Origin of the sequence: Paenibacillus sp. FSL R7-0189, from assembly GCF_037969925.1 — a bacterium.
GTDB classification, from domain to species: Bacteria; Bacillota; Bacilli; order Paenibacillales; family Paenibacillaceae; genus Paenibacillus_AQ; species Paenibacillus_AQ odorifer.
Window position 1 is genome coordinate 6332631 of sequence record NZ_CP150223.1, and the last position, 16731, is coordinate 6349361.

At 43.9% G+C, this 16731-nt stretch carries 22 protein-coding genes; 10 read left to right on the plus strand and 12 right to left on the minus strand.

The genetic code is table 11. The annotated features are described in order from the left end of the window. Positions 1 to 28: 28 nt before the first annotated feature. On the minus strand, positions 29 to 349 hold the full coding sequence (nirD, locus tag MKY63_RS27835) for a nitrite reductase small subunit NirD (RefSeq protein ID WP_036686460.1): 321 nt from the start codon (positions 347 to 349) through the stop codon (positions 29 to 31). Positions 350 to 358: 9 nt separating this feature from the next. Then, positions 359 to 2785, minus strand: coding sequence for a nitrite reductase large subunit NirB (gene nirB, locus MKY63_RS27840; RefSeq protein WP_339813629.1), 2427 nt, complete (start codon positions 2783 to 2785; stop codon positions 359 to 361). Positions 2786 to 3068: 283 nt separating this feature from the next. Here nirB and MKY63_RS27845 point away from each other — a divergent pair, with 283 nt between their 5' ends. Together MKY63_RS27845 and MKY63_RS27850 are read left to right on the plus strand one after the other, a co-directional pair. Beyond that, entirely contained in the window at positions 3069 to 3665 is a 597-nt protein-coding gene (locus MKY63_RS27845) for an ANTAR domain-containing protein (RefSeq protein WP_036686455.1), read from the plus strand. A gap of 9 nt (positions 3666 to 3674) precedes the next feature. Beyond that, a complete protein-coding gene (locus MKY63_RS27850; protein ID WP_038570583.1) occupies positions 3675 to 4730 on the plus strand; it encodes an anthranilate phosphoribosyltransferase in 1056 nt (351 codons plus the stop codon). Between the two features lie 441 nt (positions 4731 to 5171). Here MKY63_RS27850 and MKY63_RS27855 read toward each other — a convergent pair whose 3' ends face one another. Next, entirely contained in the window at positions 5172 to 5780 is a 609-nt protein-coding gene (locus MKY63_RS27855; RefSeq protein WP_036686451.1) for a pentapeptide repeat-containing protein, read from the minus strand. Positions 5781 to 5903: 123 nt separating this feature from the next. Between MKY63_RS27855 and MKY63_RS27860 the strand changes: the two genes are divergently transcribed. After that, positions 5904 to 6284: a PilZ domain-containing protein gene (locus MKY63_RS27860; protein WP_036686449.1), complete on the plus strand. Its 381-nt coding sequence runs from the start codon at positions 5904 to 5906 to the stop codon at positions 6282 to 6284. Between the two features lie 114 nt (positions 6285 to 6398). Here MKY63_RS27860 and MKY63_RS27865 read toward each other — a convergent pair whose 3' ends face one another. Genes MKY63_RS27865 through MKY63_RS27885 form a run of 5 tightly spaced genes read right to left on the minus strand, consistent with a single transcriptional unit; the run spans position 6399 to position 9908 of the window. Further along, the gene (locus MKY63_RS27865; RefSeq protein WP_076213111.1) at positions 6399 to 7127 is read right to left on the minus strand and encodes a hypothetical protein; all 729 of its coding nucleotides are present in this window, start codon (positions 7125 to 7127) and stop codon (positions 6399 to 6401) included. Continuing rightward, complete coding sequence (locus MKY63_RS27870; RefSeq protein WP_076213108.1) at positions 7121 to 7822, minus strand: ABC transporter ATP-binding protein; 702 nt, start codon at positions 7820 to 7822, stop codon at positions 7121 to 7123. The genes MKY63_RS27865 and MKY63_RS27870 overlap by 7 nt, the downstream gene beginning before the upstream one ends. A 13-nt stretch (positions 7823 to 7835) precedes the next feature. Beyond that, complete coding sequence (locus MKY63_RS27875; RefSeq protein WP_076101764.1) at positions 7836 to 8210, minus strand: GntR family transcriptional regulator; 375 nt, start codon at positions 8208 to 8210, stop codon at positions 7836 to 7838. Positions 8211 to 8212: 2 nt separating this feature from the next. Beyond that, positions 8213 to 8959, minus strand: coding sequence for a DUF2705 family protein (locus tag MKY63_RS27880; protein WP_076144005.1), 747 nt, complete (start codon positions 8957 to 8959; stop codon positions 8213 to 8215). After that, positions 8952 to 9908 carry an ABC transporter ATP-binding protein gene (locus MKY63_RS27885; RefSeq protein WP_256717295.1) on the minus strand — a complete coding sequence of 319 codons (957 nt, stop codon included), beginning with the start codon at positions 9906 to 9908 and terminating at the stop codon, positions 8952 to 8954. Before MKY63_RS27885 ends, MKY63_RS27880 begins: the two co-directional genes overlap by 8 nt. A 195-nt stretch (positions 9909 to 10103) precedes the next feature. On the opposite strand from MKY63_RS27885, the gene MKY63_RS27890 reads away from it, so the two are divergent. The 3 genes from MKY63_RS27890 (at position 10104) to MKY63_RS27900 (ending at position 11905) form a co-directional block, all read left to right on the plus strand. Then, the gene (locus MKY63_RS27890) at positions 10104 to 10475 is read left to right on the plus strand and encodes a hypothetical protein (protein ID WP_036686439.1); all 372 of its coding nucleotides are present in this window, start codon (positions 10104 to 10106) and stop codon (positions 10473 to 10475) included. A gap of 101 nt (positions 10476 to 10576) precedes the next feature. Then, positions 10577 to 11413, plus strand: coding sequence for a sulfurtransferase (locus tag MKY63_RS27895; protein ID WP_076213103.1), 837 nt, complete (start codon positions 10577 to 10579; stop codon positions 11411 to 11413). A 48-nt stretch (positions 11414 to 11461) separates the two neighbouring features. Next, positions 11462 to 11905, plus strand: coding sequence for a DoxX family protein (locus MKY63_RS27900; protein WP_235219534.1), 444 nt, complete (start codon positions 11462 to 11464; stop codon positions 11903 to 11905). A gap of 270 nt (positions 11906 to 12175) precedes the next feature. Here the strand turns inward: MKY63_RS27900 and MKY63_RS27905 are convergent, their stop codons facing one another. Then, a complete protein-coding gene (locus MKY63_RS27905; protein ID WP_076213100.1) occupies positions 12176 to 12868 on the minus strand; it encodes a Crp/Fnr family transcriptional regulator in 693 nt (230 codons plus the stop codon). 172 nt (positions 12869 to 13040) lie between these two features. Here MKY63_RS27905 and MKY63_RS27910 point away from each other — a divergent pair, with 172 nt between their 5' ends. From MKY63_RS27910 to MKY63_RS27920, 3 genes are read left to right on the plus strand one after another with little or no spacing between them, the layout of a single operon-like run. Next, positions 13041 to 13379 (plus strand): cupin domain-containing protein, encoded by a 339-nt coding sequence (locus MKY63_RS27910; RefSeq protein ID WP_076213097.1) that lies wholly within the window; start codon positions 13041 to 13043, stop codon positions 13377 to 13379. A 16-nt stretch (positions 13380 to 13395) separates the two neighbouring features. Then, positions 13396 to 13743, plus strand: a complete 348-nt coding sequence (locus MKY63_RS27915; protein WP_036686430.1) for a cupin domain-containing protein — start codon at positions 13396 to 13398, stop codon at positions 13741 to 13743. A 13-nt stretch (positions 13744 to 13756) separates the two neighbouring features. Then, the gene (locus MKY63_RS27920; protein WP_036686429.1) at positions 13757 to 14512 is read left to right on the plus strand and encodes a class I SAM-dependent methyltransferase; all 756 of its coding nucleotides are present in this window, start codon (positions 13757 to 13759) and stop codon (positions 14510 to 14512) included. Positions 14513 to 14887: 375 nt separating this feature from the next. On the opposite strand, the gene MKY63_RS27925 is transcribed toward MKY63_RS27920, so the two are convergent. After that, entirely contained in the window at positions 14888 to 15355 is a 468-nt protein-coding gene (locus MKY63_RS27925; protein ID WP_076144007.1) for a hypothetical protein, read from the minus strand. 84 nt (positions 15356 to 15439) lie between these two features. Between MKY63_RS27925 and MKY63_RS27930 the strand changes: the two genes are divergently transcribed. Continuing rightward, positions 15440 to 15820: a hypothetical protein gene (locus MKY63_RS27930; protein WP_036686425.1), complete on the plus strand. Its 381-nt coding sequence runs from the start codon at positions 15440 to 15442 to the stop codon at positions 15818 to 15820. Here the strand turns inward: MKY63_RS27930 and MKY63_RS27935 are convergent, their stop codons facing one another. Together MKY63_RS27935 and MKY63_RS27940 are read right to left on the minus strand one after the other, a co-directional pair. Then, the gene (locus tag MKY63_RS27935; RefSeq protein WP_076101754.1) at positions 15821 to 16279 is read right to left on the minus strand and encodes a hypothetical protein; all 459 of its coding nucleotides are present in this window, start codon (positions 16277 to 16279) and stop codon (positions 15821 to 15823) included. A gap of 208 nt (positions 16280 to 16487) precedes the next feature. Further along, a complete protein-coding gene (locus tag MKY63_RS27940) occupies positions 16488 to 16673 on the minus strand; it encodes a hypothetical protein (RefSeq protein WP_036686420.1) in 186 nt (61 codons plus the stop codon). Positions 16674 to 16731 lie beyond the last annotated feature (58 nt).

Genomic DNA, 16731 nt, shown 5'->3' on the forward strand with positions numbered 1-16731 from the left:
GATTAATCCCCCTTCAACGGTCTTTTCTTTAAATGGTTACATAGATCGAACCACTATTAGGATCAATTTCTACATCAAATGTAACAACACAGCCTTTATCTGGCTCCATAGCAACTCCACTATGCAGGTCAATCTTCCAGTCGTGCAGAGGACAGTGAACCTTCGTACCACATACCATCCCTTCGGATAATGCGCCACCTTTATGAGGACATTTATTCTCTACCGCAAGAACCTCACCATCTGAAAGTCGAAATAACGCGATCTCCATGTCATTGACCCTAAAAGTTCGTGAACCCCTTGTATCAATATCAGTTACTTTACCAACGAGCATTTTGGTTATAGTCATCATTAGCCCCCTTTAAACACTCTCTATTTGTGCAATAGCTTCGAAATTCTTACGTAGTTCTGGCTCATTCACAATTTGTTTCCAAGGATCAGTAGTGAGCCCCAGCACTGTCTCAATTCGTTCTTTGAGCGCCAAGCGCTCCTCCTGACTTTCAAGAGCTTTCTTTATATTGTCTACCCCTACTCGTTCGACCCAGTGTGCAGTTCTCTCATTCCAGCCGGCCTGCTCACGGTAATATTGTAAGAACGCACTTGCCCATTCGACTACCTCTTCTTCAGTCTTCACCACACATAGAAGATCCGTGGCCCGCACATGTACCCCTCCATTCCCACCAATATGCAGTTCCCATCCACCATCTATCGCCACAACACCAAAATCTTTAATCGTCGCTTCCGCACAATTACGAGGGCATCCGGAAACTGCAAGTTTCACTTTACCCGGCGTATTCAGGCGTTCGAATTGTTTTTCCAGTGTAATCCCCATACTGATCGCATCCTGAGTGCCAAATCGGCAGAAGGTAGACCCCACACAGGTCTTCACTGTACGTAACGTTTTGCCATAAGCATGCCCGGAAGGCATATCAAGCTCCTCCCACATCTTAGGCAAGTCTTCCTTCTTAACGCCAAGCAAATCTAGTCTTTGTCCTCCAGTAAACTTCACCATAGGAACAGCAAATTTCTCGGCAACCTCTGCAATCTTCTTCAATTCTGCAGGTGAAGTTACCCCCCCATAGATTCGCGGAACCACAGAGTAAGTCCCGTCCTTCTGAATGTTGGCGTGATATCGCTCGTTTGTATAACGAGACTCTTTCTCGTCTATATATTCCTCAGGCCACAACATGCCCAGATAATAGTTCAGCGACGGGCGGCATTTCGCACAACCTTCCTCCTGACTCCACTCCAGAACATTCATCACTTCTTTAACTGTCATTAGCTTCATTCTTTTTATCTCAGAAACAATTTCATCACGGTTCAGCGTTGTACAGCCACATATTCCTTCTTTAACTACGGTGACCGCATCACCTGCATAGAGTTGCAATAACCCTTCTACAAGTGGTTTACAGCCCCCACAGGAAGCGGATGCTTTGGTGCACGCCTTAATTTGCCCTACGCTGGTACAGCCTCCAGACTCAATCGCTTCAGCAATAGTCCCCTTCGAAACACCATTACATCCACAAATAATTTCATCTTCCGGCATAACTTCCAACCGATTCCCTTGCGTCGATGAGAACACATCCGCTGAGATTCCTAATAACAGTTCCTTTTCTCTTCCACTAATATTTTCTTTATTCTTAATTATCGAGAACAAGTGAGCACCGTCGCTGGTATCACCAAATAGTACTGCCCCGATTAACATGTCATCTTGTATAACTAGCTTTTTGTAGACTCCTTCTATTTCATCCTGATATCGCAGCGCCCTGGATCCGTCCGGCTCGGTGAATTGTCCTGCTGAGAATACATCAACACCAGATACTTTCAGCTTGGTAGAAGTTACAGAACCCATGTATCCTTCAACCTTAACTCCAGCCAGCCTTTTTGCTAATACGGCACCTTGTTCATATAAAGGAGCTACCAGACCATAAGCGATTCCTCGGTGCTCGGCACATTCCCCCAGAGCAAAGATACCGGGGATATTCGTCTCCATATAATCATTTACGATAATTCCGCGGTTGATCTGCACACCACTTTTCTTCGCCAATTCAACATTTGGTTTAATCCCAACTGCCATGACAATAAGATCCGCATCGGCTGTGCTACCATCTGTGAATAGTAAACCTCTTACTCTCTTCTTACCTAAAATCGCCTCGGACTGCTTATGGAGCAGAAATCTCATTCCTTGCGCTTCCAGCTCTCTTCTGAGCATTACTGATGCAGCTTCGTCCAGCTGGCGCTCCATAATATAATCGTGGATATGCACTACAGTGACTTCCATTCCCAGATGTAACAGACCTCTAGCCGCTTCCAGCCCTAGCAGGCCTGCACCGATGACAATCGCCTTTTTATAAGATCCTGCAGTCTCCTGCATGATCTGGCAATCCTTAATATCACGAAAAGCAATGACCCCTTCTTTATCCGCACCCGGTATAGGCAACATAAAGTGATTCGATCCTGTAGCTAGGATTAACTCATCGTATTCGGCAGTGATCCCCTTATCGGAATATACCTTTCGACTCTCACTGTCTATTGAAGTCACCGTATGTCCCATATACAACTTAATACCTTGGCTGTGATACCACTCCAGATCATTGATGATGATCTCACTCATATTCGCTCCACCAGCAAGAACGGAAGATAACATGATCCGGTTATAGTTAGGATAAGGTTCCGAACCAAAGATGGTAATCTCATACCCCTCAGGATTTAATTTGAGCAAATGTTCAATCGTACGAACCCCCGCCATTCCATTGCCGACTAACACCAGTTTCTTGCGCGCAGCTATCATCTATATCTCTCCTCTCCGTTTGGAAAACCCAAAAAGCCCGCTCCACTCCACACGGAAACTTACATTTCCATTGCGATAAGTGAAAGCAGGCACCATTGCCGCTTCAGTCGAATACACCGTTGTATTCGTGAATGATTAATTTGTTAAACCGACTATACAACAGGAATCAGAGAACGTCAACAATTATGACATATAAAATTTAAAAATCTTAAATTCGTCGACAACCCATCGTTTCTGTGTTATATAAAATAACATAACGATTAAGAAAGGGCGTCGAACTATGCATTCCCTGTTGATTATTCAGAATAGCACGACAGAGAAGGACACAGCCGAGCGCTCAAATAGTAAAACGGATGCCATTCTCCGTTCCTCCGGATATATTGTCACAGTAGCCGTTACACAAGAAGAAGCTGTGGCACGGATCAAAGACGCTGATGCTTCCATACTCCATTTACCCATCACAGAGATCAATAGCTGGGGTACTTTACTAATGAGTCATAAGATTGCACCAATCCTTTGGTGGTGTACTGACGAAACAGCCACACTTTCACTTGCTGCATGTGAAGATAATATCATGGTGGATGGTGTATTATCGCCTTCCATGCTCTCACAGGAGATCCATTGGATCCTTCATTTCAGTGCCAAGCAATGTTTCGAAAGACAACAATGGCGTAAAGAGCGAGAACAGCTGCATGCTCGAATCGAAGAACGGAAATGGATTGATATGGCTAAAGGTATCCTGTCCAAGGTCAAGAATATTTCCGAATCTGAAGCTTATGATCTTCTCCGTAAACAAGCAATGAATGAACGTAAACGTATGGTTGATGTAGCTACTTCAATCGTTAGAGTCTATCAATTACTGCAAGATCAAACCTAAGGGGGGAATATACCTATGATCAACATTTTAAAAGAAGTCGCCCGAGGCAAAAGAGGCGCCCGAGATTTAAATTATGAAGAGTCTACATATGCCGCAGAATCTATACTCGGACGAACAGCATCTCCTGCTCAGATTGGAGCCTTTCTGGCTGCTGAGCGGATTAAGCTAGAAAGCGTAGAAGAACTTGAAGCTTTCGTCTACGTTTTACGTAAATATGCGCATCGCGAACCCCTTTTTGCGGAAGGTCTTGATTGCGCCGGACCCTATGATGGTAGAAAATCCTCATTCATCGCAACTTTTCCCACTGCATTTCTATTGTCCGCGGCCGGACTGCCAGTCACACTACACGGTACTGCTTCTCTGCCTCCTAAATGGGGAATCACTTTACAAGATATCATCTATCAATCTGGGATTGAGAAAACTGCGCTAGAACGTACAAAAGCCATTGCAGCTGCTAACAAGAGTAATGTACTATTTGCCGATGCTGAAGAATGGTGCCCTCCTCTAGGCGACCTTCGCAGCATCCGTGAGGAAATTGGTATGAGAACCTTATTCAACACCGCCGAGAAGCTGATTGACTACGCCTGCTCTCCTTTTATTATCTTCGGGATATACCATAATACAGTCTTTGACCGATTATCTAGATTACTCATAAAGCTTGGTTATCAAAAGGCGTTAATTGTCCAAGGGGTGGAAGGCTCCGAGGATCTTTTCATCGACCGACCTACCCGCGTTTACACTGTCGAGAACGGTGTGGCGGCTCTTGATATTATTGATCCGGAAGGATTTGGTTTGGATACAATTGTTCCTGAAGTCCATTGGACACCACATCAACAGCTAATGACAGCTGAGGCAGTTCTACAGGGCGGCGGTCACATGGCTTTCTATAATCAAACTCTGCTGAACGGTGCAGCAAGATTACATCTAGCTGGAAAGGTCAACTCTATCGAGGAAGGGCTGTATACCTGCAAAAGCTTATTGGATAATGGTGAAGCTTGGAGCGTATATGTGAAATGGAGGGGTGCACTTCTCGGTAGCACAAGCGGTGCCTTAGGTCCTGCATAATGCATTTTCACCTCATTTTACCCGGACAATATGTAATTATTAGTAAATCTAGCTTGTGAATCCCGTAGAATTAGCGTAATATATAGTAATAATTTACTATATAGGAGGGTCTAACAGACTATGCCTTCATATTATTTTAAAGAAGTATGGACACCCTTACGCTGGGTAGGTATAAAGTTTTTTCGTGATGATGATGGATTCTTATGGATCAAATGGTGGGCAAAACCCAGAAAACGGTTACGTTAACGCATAATATTTCATATGCAATAATACATAGGTTCAGCAGTGAGTTAATTATAATAATCTGCGTTTGCCACCACCTCCGCTCTAAGCATTGGTTTGCTAGCGGAGGTCTTTAGGCATCTTTCCTGATGAAATCCTTCAAATTCAATTAAAAAGAGCACCCATCGCTAAAGTACTAGCAACTGATGCCCCTATTTACTAATTCCCTACTTTTGCCCCAAATGAACGTGCCAAGAGTACCGCCTGTTCCATATCCATCCGCACTCCCTGTAGATCCAGACTCTTTAAATCAATGCCTTCAACAATCGCTTCCCGCATATCCGCTCCCTTAAGCTTGCATTGAGACAATTGTACACGGCTCAAATCCGCTCCACGCAAGTCACTTTTTTGCAAATTACAGCCCATTAAATCCGCTTCTGTAAATCGAATCCCCCGCAGATCCTGTCTGCTTAGATTGGTATGTCTAAGGTTCGTGTACGACCAGTCCCCTCCAAGCAGCGAGATTCCGTCCAAATAAGCGTTTGAGAAATCCGATCCTACCATCTTGCAATCTTCAAATTTAGATACAAACAGGTTCGCTCCCGTAAATTTACAATTGGTAAAAGCTGAACCTTTATGGTGAGACGCATTAAGCATGGCTCCTGTAAAATCACAATCAATAAATCGACAGCCAATAGAGTTCATCTCTTCCATAGAAGTGCCTTTGAAGGAGCATTGCTCGAATGTGCAGTTATTTAACTCACCATCCTGCAAGCTTCCTTGGTCAAAATTGTGATTACGGAACGTTTCATTAAGGTATTGGTACATATAAGTCTCATCACCTTCATCAGTATTAAAAAAATTAATTCTTAATTAAAAATAGCACTTTAGTAGATTGTTCTCAACATTCCCTTTCGATATAATAGCAAATAAACAATGGGGAGGTAAATTATGGATGTGTCCAGCAGGAAAGAACCATTCCGTTATGTTATGAACCATCCGCTTGAATGCTGGATTGAAGTTCCGCTTAACAATTCCGGTCCAGGTGCTGGAAAGTTAACAGAGGCTGTATTACTCGATCTTAGCCGTTCGGGTTGTAAAGTACGCACCCCTTTGAATCTTCGATTCACGGCAAGAGATACCAGGCTTATTATTCATCTTCGATTAAATGAAGAGAAGCTTCAGCTCTTATGCAGCGCCCGTTGGGGTTGGATGTTTGGACTTGGCCAATATCAATATGGAGTTAAATTCCGCTTGGACGAAAATGAGGAAGACCGCCTAATAAGAGAGCTTGAGACATGGACCGCCACCCTTCGGGTTGAAGGTCTGTAGAACTTACCATAACAGATGCCCTTCACTTAGAAGGACGTCTTTTTTTTGCACAAAAACAAAGACAAAGCTAAATCGCTCTGCCTCCGTTCTAAAAACTATTCCGCCAAGTTGTGGCTAGACATCCACTCTTTTATTAACGAGTTTGATGATGACCGCTATAAGAAGAACTGCTATCACCGCTTCAAACAGAAGAGGAGCTAGATTCAAATGACCCTGTATAAGCTGGATCCCATTTGCGGTATCCCTCTCATCTATGACCTCGAACTGGAATACACTTTCCCAAGCAGTGAAGTTACTTTTGAAAATAAAATACTCCAAATAGAATATTCCATTCTGTAACAAATACGCTGTGGCCAGCCCAATCCATACTCGCCCCTTAAATTTCATACTTCGCGCAACCGTAATGGAGACCATCAAGGTAAGCATAATATAACCGGCAAACCAATACGCCTGCAAGAGAACTAATAATCCCACTTTCCAGAAATTCTCCGGAAGAAATGATGAGGAATACATTGAAAGATACACGCCAAAATGGATCAAAGCTATTAAAATAATACCCAGCAGTAGAGCTAAATAGAGCACTAACGGAGAAAGGACAGTGTTCAGGGTTCTTACGGGCACTAGGCGACGATTATAGGAATTTACATTGTTAAAAAAGGTTCGTGCTGCCATGACGAGAAAGATCAGCCCTGCGATGACATAAATTAATCCGTTTAAAATAAACCTTTCATAGTCATGCAATTTGGTGAACCCCAACCCGATCTGCGCCAGAATTATGATTACAAAAACAGCAAGGAACTTATCCCTATCTCGTCTAAAATCGTACTTCACTAGCTTTAGCATTCTGCGTACACCTCTCTGAACAGTTCGTCTATGCTTTTGCCTCGGCGAAGCCGGATATCCTCTACCGCCGTATGCATCAGAATTTCTCCCTCTTTTATAAAAATCACATCATCAAAGATCCGCTCAATATCCGATACTAAATGGGTTGATAAGAGAATGGTACTGTCCTCTTCATAAAACTCTACTAACGCGTTAAGAATTTTTGTTCTAGCTACCGGATCTACACCACCAATGGGTTCATCCAGCAAATAAAGGCTAGCTCGGCGTGATAGGGCAAGTGTAAGCTGTAAACGTTCGTTCATCCCTTTGGACAGGTCCTTTACCTTATCTTGTGCTCTTAGTTTCATAAACTCCAGCATTCGCGAGGCTTTAGTCAGATCAAAATCAGGATAGAAGTCAGTTTGGAACTTTAGAGCATCAGAAACACTCATCCAGGATTCTGTAAGCGGCTTATCAGGCATAAACGACACCACCGCTTTACTTTCTGTTCCTACAGAACACCCAATGACGGATACACGACCAGAGGTAGGCTGTGACAGCCCGGCGATGATTTTCATAAGTGTACTTTTTCCGCTGCCGTTACTGCCTAGCAGTCCCGTGATCTTACCCGCACTCAGATTAAAAGATACCTCGCGGAGGGCGTGCTTGGAACTATATTTTTTTGTAACTTCATGAACCTCAACTATATTTTCCAACTTGTTTATCCCCCTATTCTTTATCCTTGTTACGGATATTCTCCGCTACCGCCGCTAAAATATCTTCGCCTTGAAAGCCAAGATCCTGCATACCACGAATGAAACGATCTAGCACATCTTTGGCCATTTCTTTTTTGATGGTCAGGATAGTACCTTCATTACTTGTGACGTATCTTCCCATTCCACGCCGGGTTTCCACGATTTCTTCACGCTCCAGTTCCTGAAAAGTTCTTTGCACCGTATTCGGATTAATCTGCAGCTCACTGGCAAGTTCTCGTACCGAGAGGATTTTATCTCCTGGTTTCAGCTTACCTGTGACGATTTCACCTTTGATGTAATTCATGATCTGTATATAAATCGGCAGGTTGTTATCGAATTCGATTGTCATGATTAAGCAACATCCCTTCGTCTAAAGACGGAGAAACCTATGAGAAGAAAGACAACTGTGTATAAGACAAGCATCACGATGGAAAAGGTCAGTGTCATTCCAGGCATAGGTGCTCCTCCACCTTCATAAGCAGATAAATTTAAGTTTGGAAACAGAACATATTTGTAAAAATCACGAGAAATAATCAATTTGTCTATCATTAACGCAAACATAGTAGCCCCAATCGTTACTCCCGTTGAAGTGGTCAATATCCCCAGCATAAAAGCAAGTGTTCCATACACAACTGTACTAACGAGATTATACAATAGGTTTGTAAGCATCTCACTCATACCCGCTTCTCCACCACTTAGTCCAAACCACAAAGCCCCTGTTCCAAAAACGGCTATACCTCCAATGACAGTCAAAGTCAAAGCATACAACAGTACAACCACATATTTGGATGCGAGGATTGCTGTACGGCTTCTGGCGCGGATAAGCAAGAACTTGATGGTTCCTTGACTATACTCTTTTGAGACAATACCTGCTGTTCCGATGATCGCAAGAATTGTAATCACTTGGCCAATCCCTTGGGAAAGCAGCATCATTGCTGAAAAATCATAAGCTGATTCAAACATGTCAGGTGAAACAGAATGAACAATATAACCTAATAGCAGGGATAATAGAATTAATATCACATATGGCACAATAAATGTGCGTTTCTTTGAGATCTTGAGCCATTCATTAACAATAAGATTATTGAAGTTACGCAATGCGGTTTCCTCCTGTCCATTTCAAGAAATCTTCCTCAAGACTCTGTTTATTCTCCGTAATCCGGAAAATTCCCACACCTTCATCACTAAAAGCAGATACAAGCTCCGGTACTCTGCTATCAAGCAGACTTACTATCACTTCAGAACGAGCGCTGTCCATGGAGGCCAATTCCGCATAATCTAAACGCTCCAAGAGGTTTATCGCCGCTTCAACCGATCCTACACGGATGGTTAGCTTTACTTGTGCGGTTGCTTCCTGCTCTTCACCAATCGCAGTTACGGTTACCAGCTTACCATTCTGGATTACGATAGCCCGATGGCATATTTGTTCAATTTCAGTGAGCAAGTGGCTGGAAATTAGAATAGAGATGCCTTCCACTTCGGCGATGGTACGCATATAATCACGCATTTCCCGTATTCCAGCCGGATCAAGTCCGTTCGTAGGCTCATCTAAAATCAATAACTTTGGCCGATTGAGTAGCGCTTGAGCAATCCCTAGACGTTGGCGCATGCCCAGCGAATAAGCCTTTACTTTTTTACTCATCGCTTCTTGAAGTCCTACCAGTTCTACAACCTCATCTATTCTGCCAGCCTCAATATTATCCGTCATTCTTTGGTACTGCTTCAGATTATCAAGTCCAGTCATATACGGATAAAACTCTGGATTCTCAATTATCGCACCGATATGGCCAATCGCCTGCTTAAAATCATTCCTTACACTGTGACCTTGGATAATCACATCGCCTTCACTCATCCGTATTAAACCCGTCATCATTCGAATCGTTGTGGTCTTACCTGCACCGTTTGGACCTAACAACCCAACAATTTCACCCTTACGGATATCAAATGTCAGCTTATCCACAATCGGTCTTCCTTTGATAATCTTACTTACCTCATTCATTTGCAGAACGACTGAATCTTTCATCTCTACACCACTCCCCTGTTTCATGCGGATCCTCCCTGCCAACTAATGTATTGTTCATTCGTTTTATTGTGTCAGTGTCATAGTTAAATAGTACACTAATATGTTATTGAAGTAAAGCCCAAAATGATAAGTTAATGCAAATAAGGGCTTTCTATTAGACTATTAGCCAAGCAAAAAATTTATATGAACATAGATTAGATAACAAAGGAGGAATTACAAATGAAAAAAGAAGTTCATGTATCGCAGACTTACCCTCGCTTGACCGTGTACGATGAAGAAAACTTCAATGGACGCCGTAGAATATATACTGGCAACCTGGGTATTCGTAATACGGACAACATCCTCGATGGTATTGAGAGCCTTCGGTTCTTCTCTACTAGCAGCAATGCTACACTGGTACTTTTCACTAGAACACGGTTTAGAGGGAATTTCCGTGTACTTCGCGGGAACCGCAACATTAGGGATCTGGATGATTTCATTTCAGGTAATGACGTGGAGTCCATTATTTCTACTAACCAACGCTTAACCCTCGAACAAATCCGTAATATCCGCAGCAGCGGTAACTTGCCTTCGGGATATCGTTTGATCTAATTTTTAGAGGACGCAGTTTAAGCCATAAGCTTAAGGTGCGCCCTCTTTTATTTTCCGTTATAATGACTCCATACATATTAAACAGGAAAGAAGGCTACTTTATGGAACCGATCGTTTCTACTCGATGGCTGCTTGCTCGGTTATACGAGCCTGAACTTGTTATAGTTGATTGCCGTTTTTTACTTACTGACCCGGAAGCTGGACGTAAAGCCTATACAGAAGATCATATTCCCGGCGCAGTTTATCTACATCTGGAAGAACAACTCTCCGCTCCTGTAAGCTCACACGGGGGACGCCACCCACTGCCAGAAATTTCAAAGCTAACTGCCGCACTTAGTAAGGTTGGCATTAACAGAGATAGTATTGTCGTTGCTTATGATGATCAAGGTGGTGCCTACGCTTCCCGTCTGTGGTGGATGCTTAAATATTTGGGGCATGAACGTGTGTTTGTAATGGATGAAGGCTACTCTGCTTGGAAAAAAGCATCCTTCCCCGTCAGTGATCATCAAGCGGTTCGGATTCCTAGCCAGTATGAAGCAGATGTTCAGAAGAAGATGCTTACTAGCATGGAAGATGTGCAAAATGTAGTTAACGCCGGTGGCGCACTATTGATTGATTCCCGCGAGTCCCGTCGCTATGAAGGTTTGGAAGAACCGATTGATCCGAAGGCAGGTCATATTCCCGGGGCGATCAATAAGTTCTGGAAGGATGTTCTCGATGAGCAAGGGCGCTGGAAGTCAACTGAGGTGCTGAAAGAGCATTATGAAGGAATTGATCCTGAGCAAGAGATTATTGTGTACTGCGGTTCAGGTGTAAGTGCCTGCCCTAATGTGCTCGCGCTAGGCAAAGCCGGGTACAAGAATGTTAAGCTGTATGCGGGAAGCTGGAGTGATTGGATTTCATATGAGGAGAATCCGGTGGCTACGGGAGAGGGTTAAGCGTTCGTTTTTATTTGTATATTTAAGAAAAGGAAAAGCCCGCAATCTTTGCGGGCTTTTTTAGCTTGCGCTATATACCGAAACGTTTACGGCAAGAAATCGATTTTCCGAAGGTCGGATACGTTTGCCTCTGCTTCGTCTTCTTCACCGTACAGCATCGTACATATCGTATTGGCGGCAGGCTTCGTATATTCGGGATGGATGAAAACCGTTCGTATTGAGTCGTCAAAAAAGACATGGGCCTGGGTAAATGATGTGCCGAAAAGACTAGTTGTTCTGATCGGAATCGCGGAGCTACTCGGAGCGCTGGGCCTTGTTTTGCCGTGGGCACTGAACATAGCTCCGTTGCTAACGCTGATCGCCGCGATCGCTTTGGCTGCGGTTGCACTGCTCGGGATGCTGTTTCATATTGGGCGAAAAGAGTACCGGGAGCTCGGCGTAAATATCTTTTTTGTAGTTCTGGCGTTGATCGTGGCAATTGGAAGACTATAAAGGAAGTTGTATGCGGGTAGTCGGAGTAATTGGATTTCATATGAGGAGAACCCGGTGGCTACTGGAGGAGAGTAACATACAAAAGCCCGCGTCCGACGCGGGCTCTTGTATTTATGAGTAACTCCGATAGATAGCTAAAATCAACAAATCAAAACTCAAGTCAACAGTTAACTAACTTCAACTACCTCTTTTATGCTGTTTAGATCGGTCAAATACTTTTCTAGTGCATTTTCTAGCTGCGTACTCTTTTCAAGGTTTGGAGGAATTATTCTAAAAATCGCTGATCCGCAGCTGATTCTCCGCGTCCAACAGCTCAAATTGATTTCGATTAAACCGGATCAGCCCGTCCTGCGCCATCCGCTGCAGCTCTCTGGACAAGGCGCTGCGGTCAACAGTCAAATAATCAGCCAGGTCGCTGCGGGTAAACGGAATTTCAAAACAGGCGGAATTGTTTTTTTTGGTCTGGAGGGCTAAATAATGCAGAATACGGTCCCGCAGCGATTTGTGGGAGACCAGATCCAGCTTTTGATAGATGGACCGGTTGTTCTCAAGCAGCAGGGCCAGCATATTCTCAATGATCCGGCCCCTTAAATGGCAAGTGTCCTGCCCGGGCCGGACAATTTTATTTATTTTGATAAACAGAATCCGGCATTCCGAACCCGCCACCGCTTCATAGCCGCTGTGTTCTTGGACAAGGCGAAGCGCCGTTTCGCCAAAGATTTCCCCATCCCCGAGCTCCGAGAAAATAAATCTCATGCCTGAGATATTATCTTTGCACAGCAGAACATTGCCATGGATAATAATGCCCGCCGAATCCAGAATATCGTCTTTTCTAAAAATAACCTCCTTCCGCGCAAAATCCTTGATTGTGCCCTGCAAACAGCTCAGCGCTTGCTGCACCTCCCGCTCCGCGAACCCCTTAAACAAAATAGTGCTCTGTATCCTGCTCAGATATTTCTGCAATTTTCTCAGCCTCCTGTTGCCATGGCAACAGAGTCATGATAAATACTCTGCTACAATAAAATAAATGAGAATAATTCTCATTGGTCATTCTCATTATATCAAATTGCAGGAATCATTCAATCAAGCAATTTGGAAATAATCAAAATGCTGTACTTTGAACAGGGGGGATCGTATGAGTGGAATTACAGCAGGCAAGGTATTTTTTTTAACAGATATGATCAGCGTTAAGCCACACCGTATTGCGAGCCGAGTGCTGGCATTGCCCGTATCTGCAGCCGAAACAGCGGCACAACCGGAATGGGTATTGTTTGCCATGGATCAGGAGGAGACCATCAGTTCGGAGACCGCCCCCAAATCTAAAATCATCCATGTGCTGGAAGGCGAGCTTCATCTGCTGGTGGCGGAAGAGCCCTATCAATTGACAGCCGGCGCATCCGTTATCGTCCCAGCGGGCACTTGGCATGATTATTCCGCCCGCAGCAGCTGCAAATTTCTGCAAATCAGTATATAAAACGGAGGTATTCAAAATGGAAACAGGTTTATTCATTAAAAAGCTGCCGCAATCCGCAGTCATTGATTTGAAGGACATCATCACAATAGAGGAACAGCAGGTTTCCAGTCTGACCCTTGTACAGCGGCCAAATCTGGCAATGACCCTTCTTTCGCTGGACAAAGGCTCGTCGATTGGGGGACATTCTTCCCCGGGAGATGCCATGGTCAACATTTTGTCCGGGCAAGCGGAAATTACAATTGGAGAAGACAAGTACACTGTTCATGCCGGGGAGACCCTCGTTATGCCGGCCAATATTCCGCATGCCCTACACGCAACAGAGGCGTTTCAGATGCTTCTGGTTGTAGTCAAGCCGGATAAGTAATGGGGTGAATGCGATGAAAAAGGAAGTAGGCCATAATTTTTTAGCGCGGCTGGGAAAAAAACGTTTGCGGCCCGGCGGCGTTGCAGCAACCAACTGGCTGATCCAGCAAGCCAATCTGAGTACGGACAACCAGGTATTGGAGGTAGCCTGCAATATGTGCACCACCTCCATTCAACTGGCCGGGAAATACCACTGTCAAATTACCGGCATTGATATGGACCCGCGGGCGTTGGAAAAAGCAAACCGAAATATCAAAAATGCCAACTTGGAAAACTATATCCGTGTCCGGCAAGGAAATGCACTGAAGCTACCTTTTGAGAATGAGAGCTTTGACGTTGTCATTAATGAAGCCATGCTCACGATGCTTAACCAGCCTGCGAAGGAAAAGGCAGTCGCCGAATACTATCGGGTACTGAAACCTGGCGGCATTCTGCTTACCCATGATATTACCTTTGCCAAGGAAAATATGGAAGAACGTCTGGCCGAGCTGCGCCGCACCATTCACATCAATGTCGAGCCACTGTCTGTTGGGCATTGGGCGGGATTGTTCCACTCCGCAGGCTTTAAGCAAGTAGACAATGCTACCGGTCCCATGTCCTTGATGAGTATCAATGGACTCATTCGTGATGAAGGGGTTATCGGGGCGCTGCGTATTGTGAAAAACGGGCTCAAGAAAGAGAACCGGGAACAGTTCAAAAAGATGTATACCTTTTTTAATACGACGGGTAAAGATCTGAATTATATTGCCGTTTGCAGCAGCAAACAATAGTTGTGCGCAGGCCTATCATGTCTTATGATAGGTTTTTATTTCCGCTGGCGTTGAGAATGATTATCAATATAATTCATCGATATTACCGTCTAGAAGTCAAAATAACCGCTTGAAAGGAACTCACGATGAAAGCTAAATCTGTTTATGCCTTGTGTCTCAGTTTGCTGTGTTAAGTGCCTGTTCGCAACAAAAAAATGAAAGTTCGCCCAAATCCGCTGCTCCCTCCGAAATTCTGGAGCAGCTGCTGACGGCGCAGTAATTGCCTGAATGAAGCAGAACATTTTAAAATCAAGTATATAGAAAACGCGAGCCCGGGTAGCACTGCCCTGAACTCGCGCTTTTTTGCTAAGTTATTCGGTTATGTATTTCTATCGCCTATTTTGCCGGGTATCGCTTCAACTGCTGCTCAAACACGGTATTGTAGTAAAATTTTCGCGGATAGGCATCCTCCTTCAACAACTTGTAAAGTACGGATTGACCTTCTTCATAACGGACCGCAAATTCACATTCATCATAAAAACGCCGGGACAGCTCGCGGATCAAGTCTATCTCGGACGAACAGCGCCATCCGAAATAAATCATATCTAGCTGGTCCAGCGGATCATGGTAAGTGTCGAGGACAATACAAGCGTTTGGCTGCACTGGATTACTGTAAACAAGCACATGTCCGTTGTGAACAGGGTTGGCAAAAAAATGTTCATAAATCTCCGCAACGGGTACTGTAATGCCCAATTGATCCATGATGATCTGAAAATTCGGGTGCGCAATGTAGGCATCATTCTGCTCATCCGGGTACTCCACCAATTCTGTAATGGATGCCATGATCCCAAATTCATACTTCATATGAACATCCTCCCTGTTGATTGCTTGAAAAATATCCCTATGCTTGCTATGATAACAAAATTATTGGGATGAGAGGCGATTATTATGAAAAAAAAGCTGCGTTCTATCACGCTCAGGGGACTGGAATACAGCTACATACTGGGCATGCGAATCCATGACAAACGGAGTCTGCTTGAATTAAAGGTTTATCATAAAAATGTAAAGCTCCATCCGCTACGCATCCAAATCCTAACATGGGATGATCCGATTGCCGGATGTCCGCTGAATACAGGCTATCTGCTGCAAAACCATAAAAAAGGGTTTGATGTTGTCTATAATCTAAACCATCCACAGCGTATCCGCGAATGGATCGAATATGGAACGGCTAAAGGCTGGGACGGCACCCGGACAATAGAAATCATATATGGATTGGATGCTATGCAGGAAATGGGCTACGATATTACTTCATTGCGCACTTCTATATAATCAGTCAAAAACCTGTTCCAGTGCTTGCGGATTATAAGGACTGATAATTTTATATGCATTCAAGTGAGGATTGCTTAAATCATTGTCATAGATGATCATATGCTGTCTGCTTTTTAAAATAATATCAAATCGTTGCTTGCGATCAGCCTGAACTATCGTAATATAATAGCTGAAATTTTTGTCAGAACTGACATTTCGGGCCGATTTCATTAATTGAACATGAGAGAAATCAGTAAAGATCCGCTCAATAACAGCAGGATCAGTAATAATGATGTCTTTCTTTTCACCGGGAACTGAAGACAATCGCGAGATTTCTAGAGAGGCGATTTCTTCCAATCGGATGGTATTGGCTACGATTCGTTTAAACGAAGTATAGCGGCTTGCTGTATAGGCCATCAAAGAGACACCTACCCCTGTCAGAAGCGCACCGACAAGCATGTATTTTCTATTTTTATCCATTTCCCATTCCTCCCAGTAATACGATTCTGTAAGCTACAATTATAAAACTATAAAGACATCGGTGCAAATCTGCTTATTTTAACTTCTACATAGAACACGAGCCAGGGGTCAGAAGGAAATACTTAAGTCAAGTCAGCCCCCAAGCTGTTTTGTTCCTAAACTAGCGCAGAAAAGCCACTCTATGGGCGGTACGATGGACGGCTTGCCCCTAATCCTCTAGCTCGTCCAGCTTCGCTTCCAGTTCAGCCAGCTTACGATTTGATTGTTCCAATATTTCCTGAAGCTCTGCAGCTTCTGCTCGTTTTATTTCTTTTTTAACGGTTTCAATCTGCTGTTCCAAATAGAGAATATCGGCTTCATTTCCTGAGTTGTTCCAAATCTGTGAGTAAGTCATAGTCAGCCTCCGTTTATCTGTGTCCACGATTCAATCATAACCCGCATTCCACTTCTTC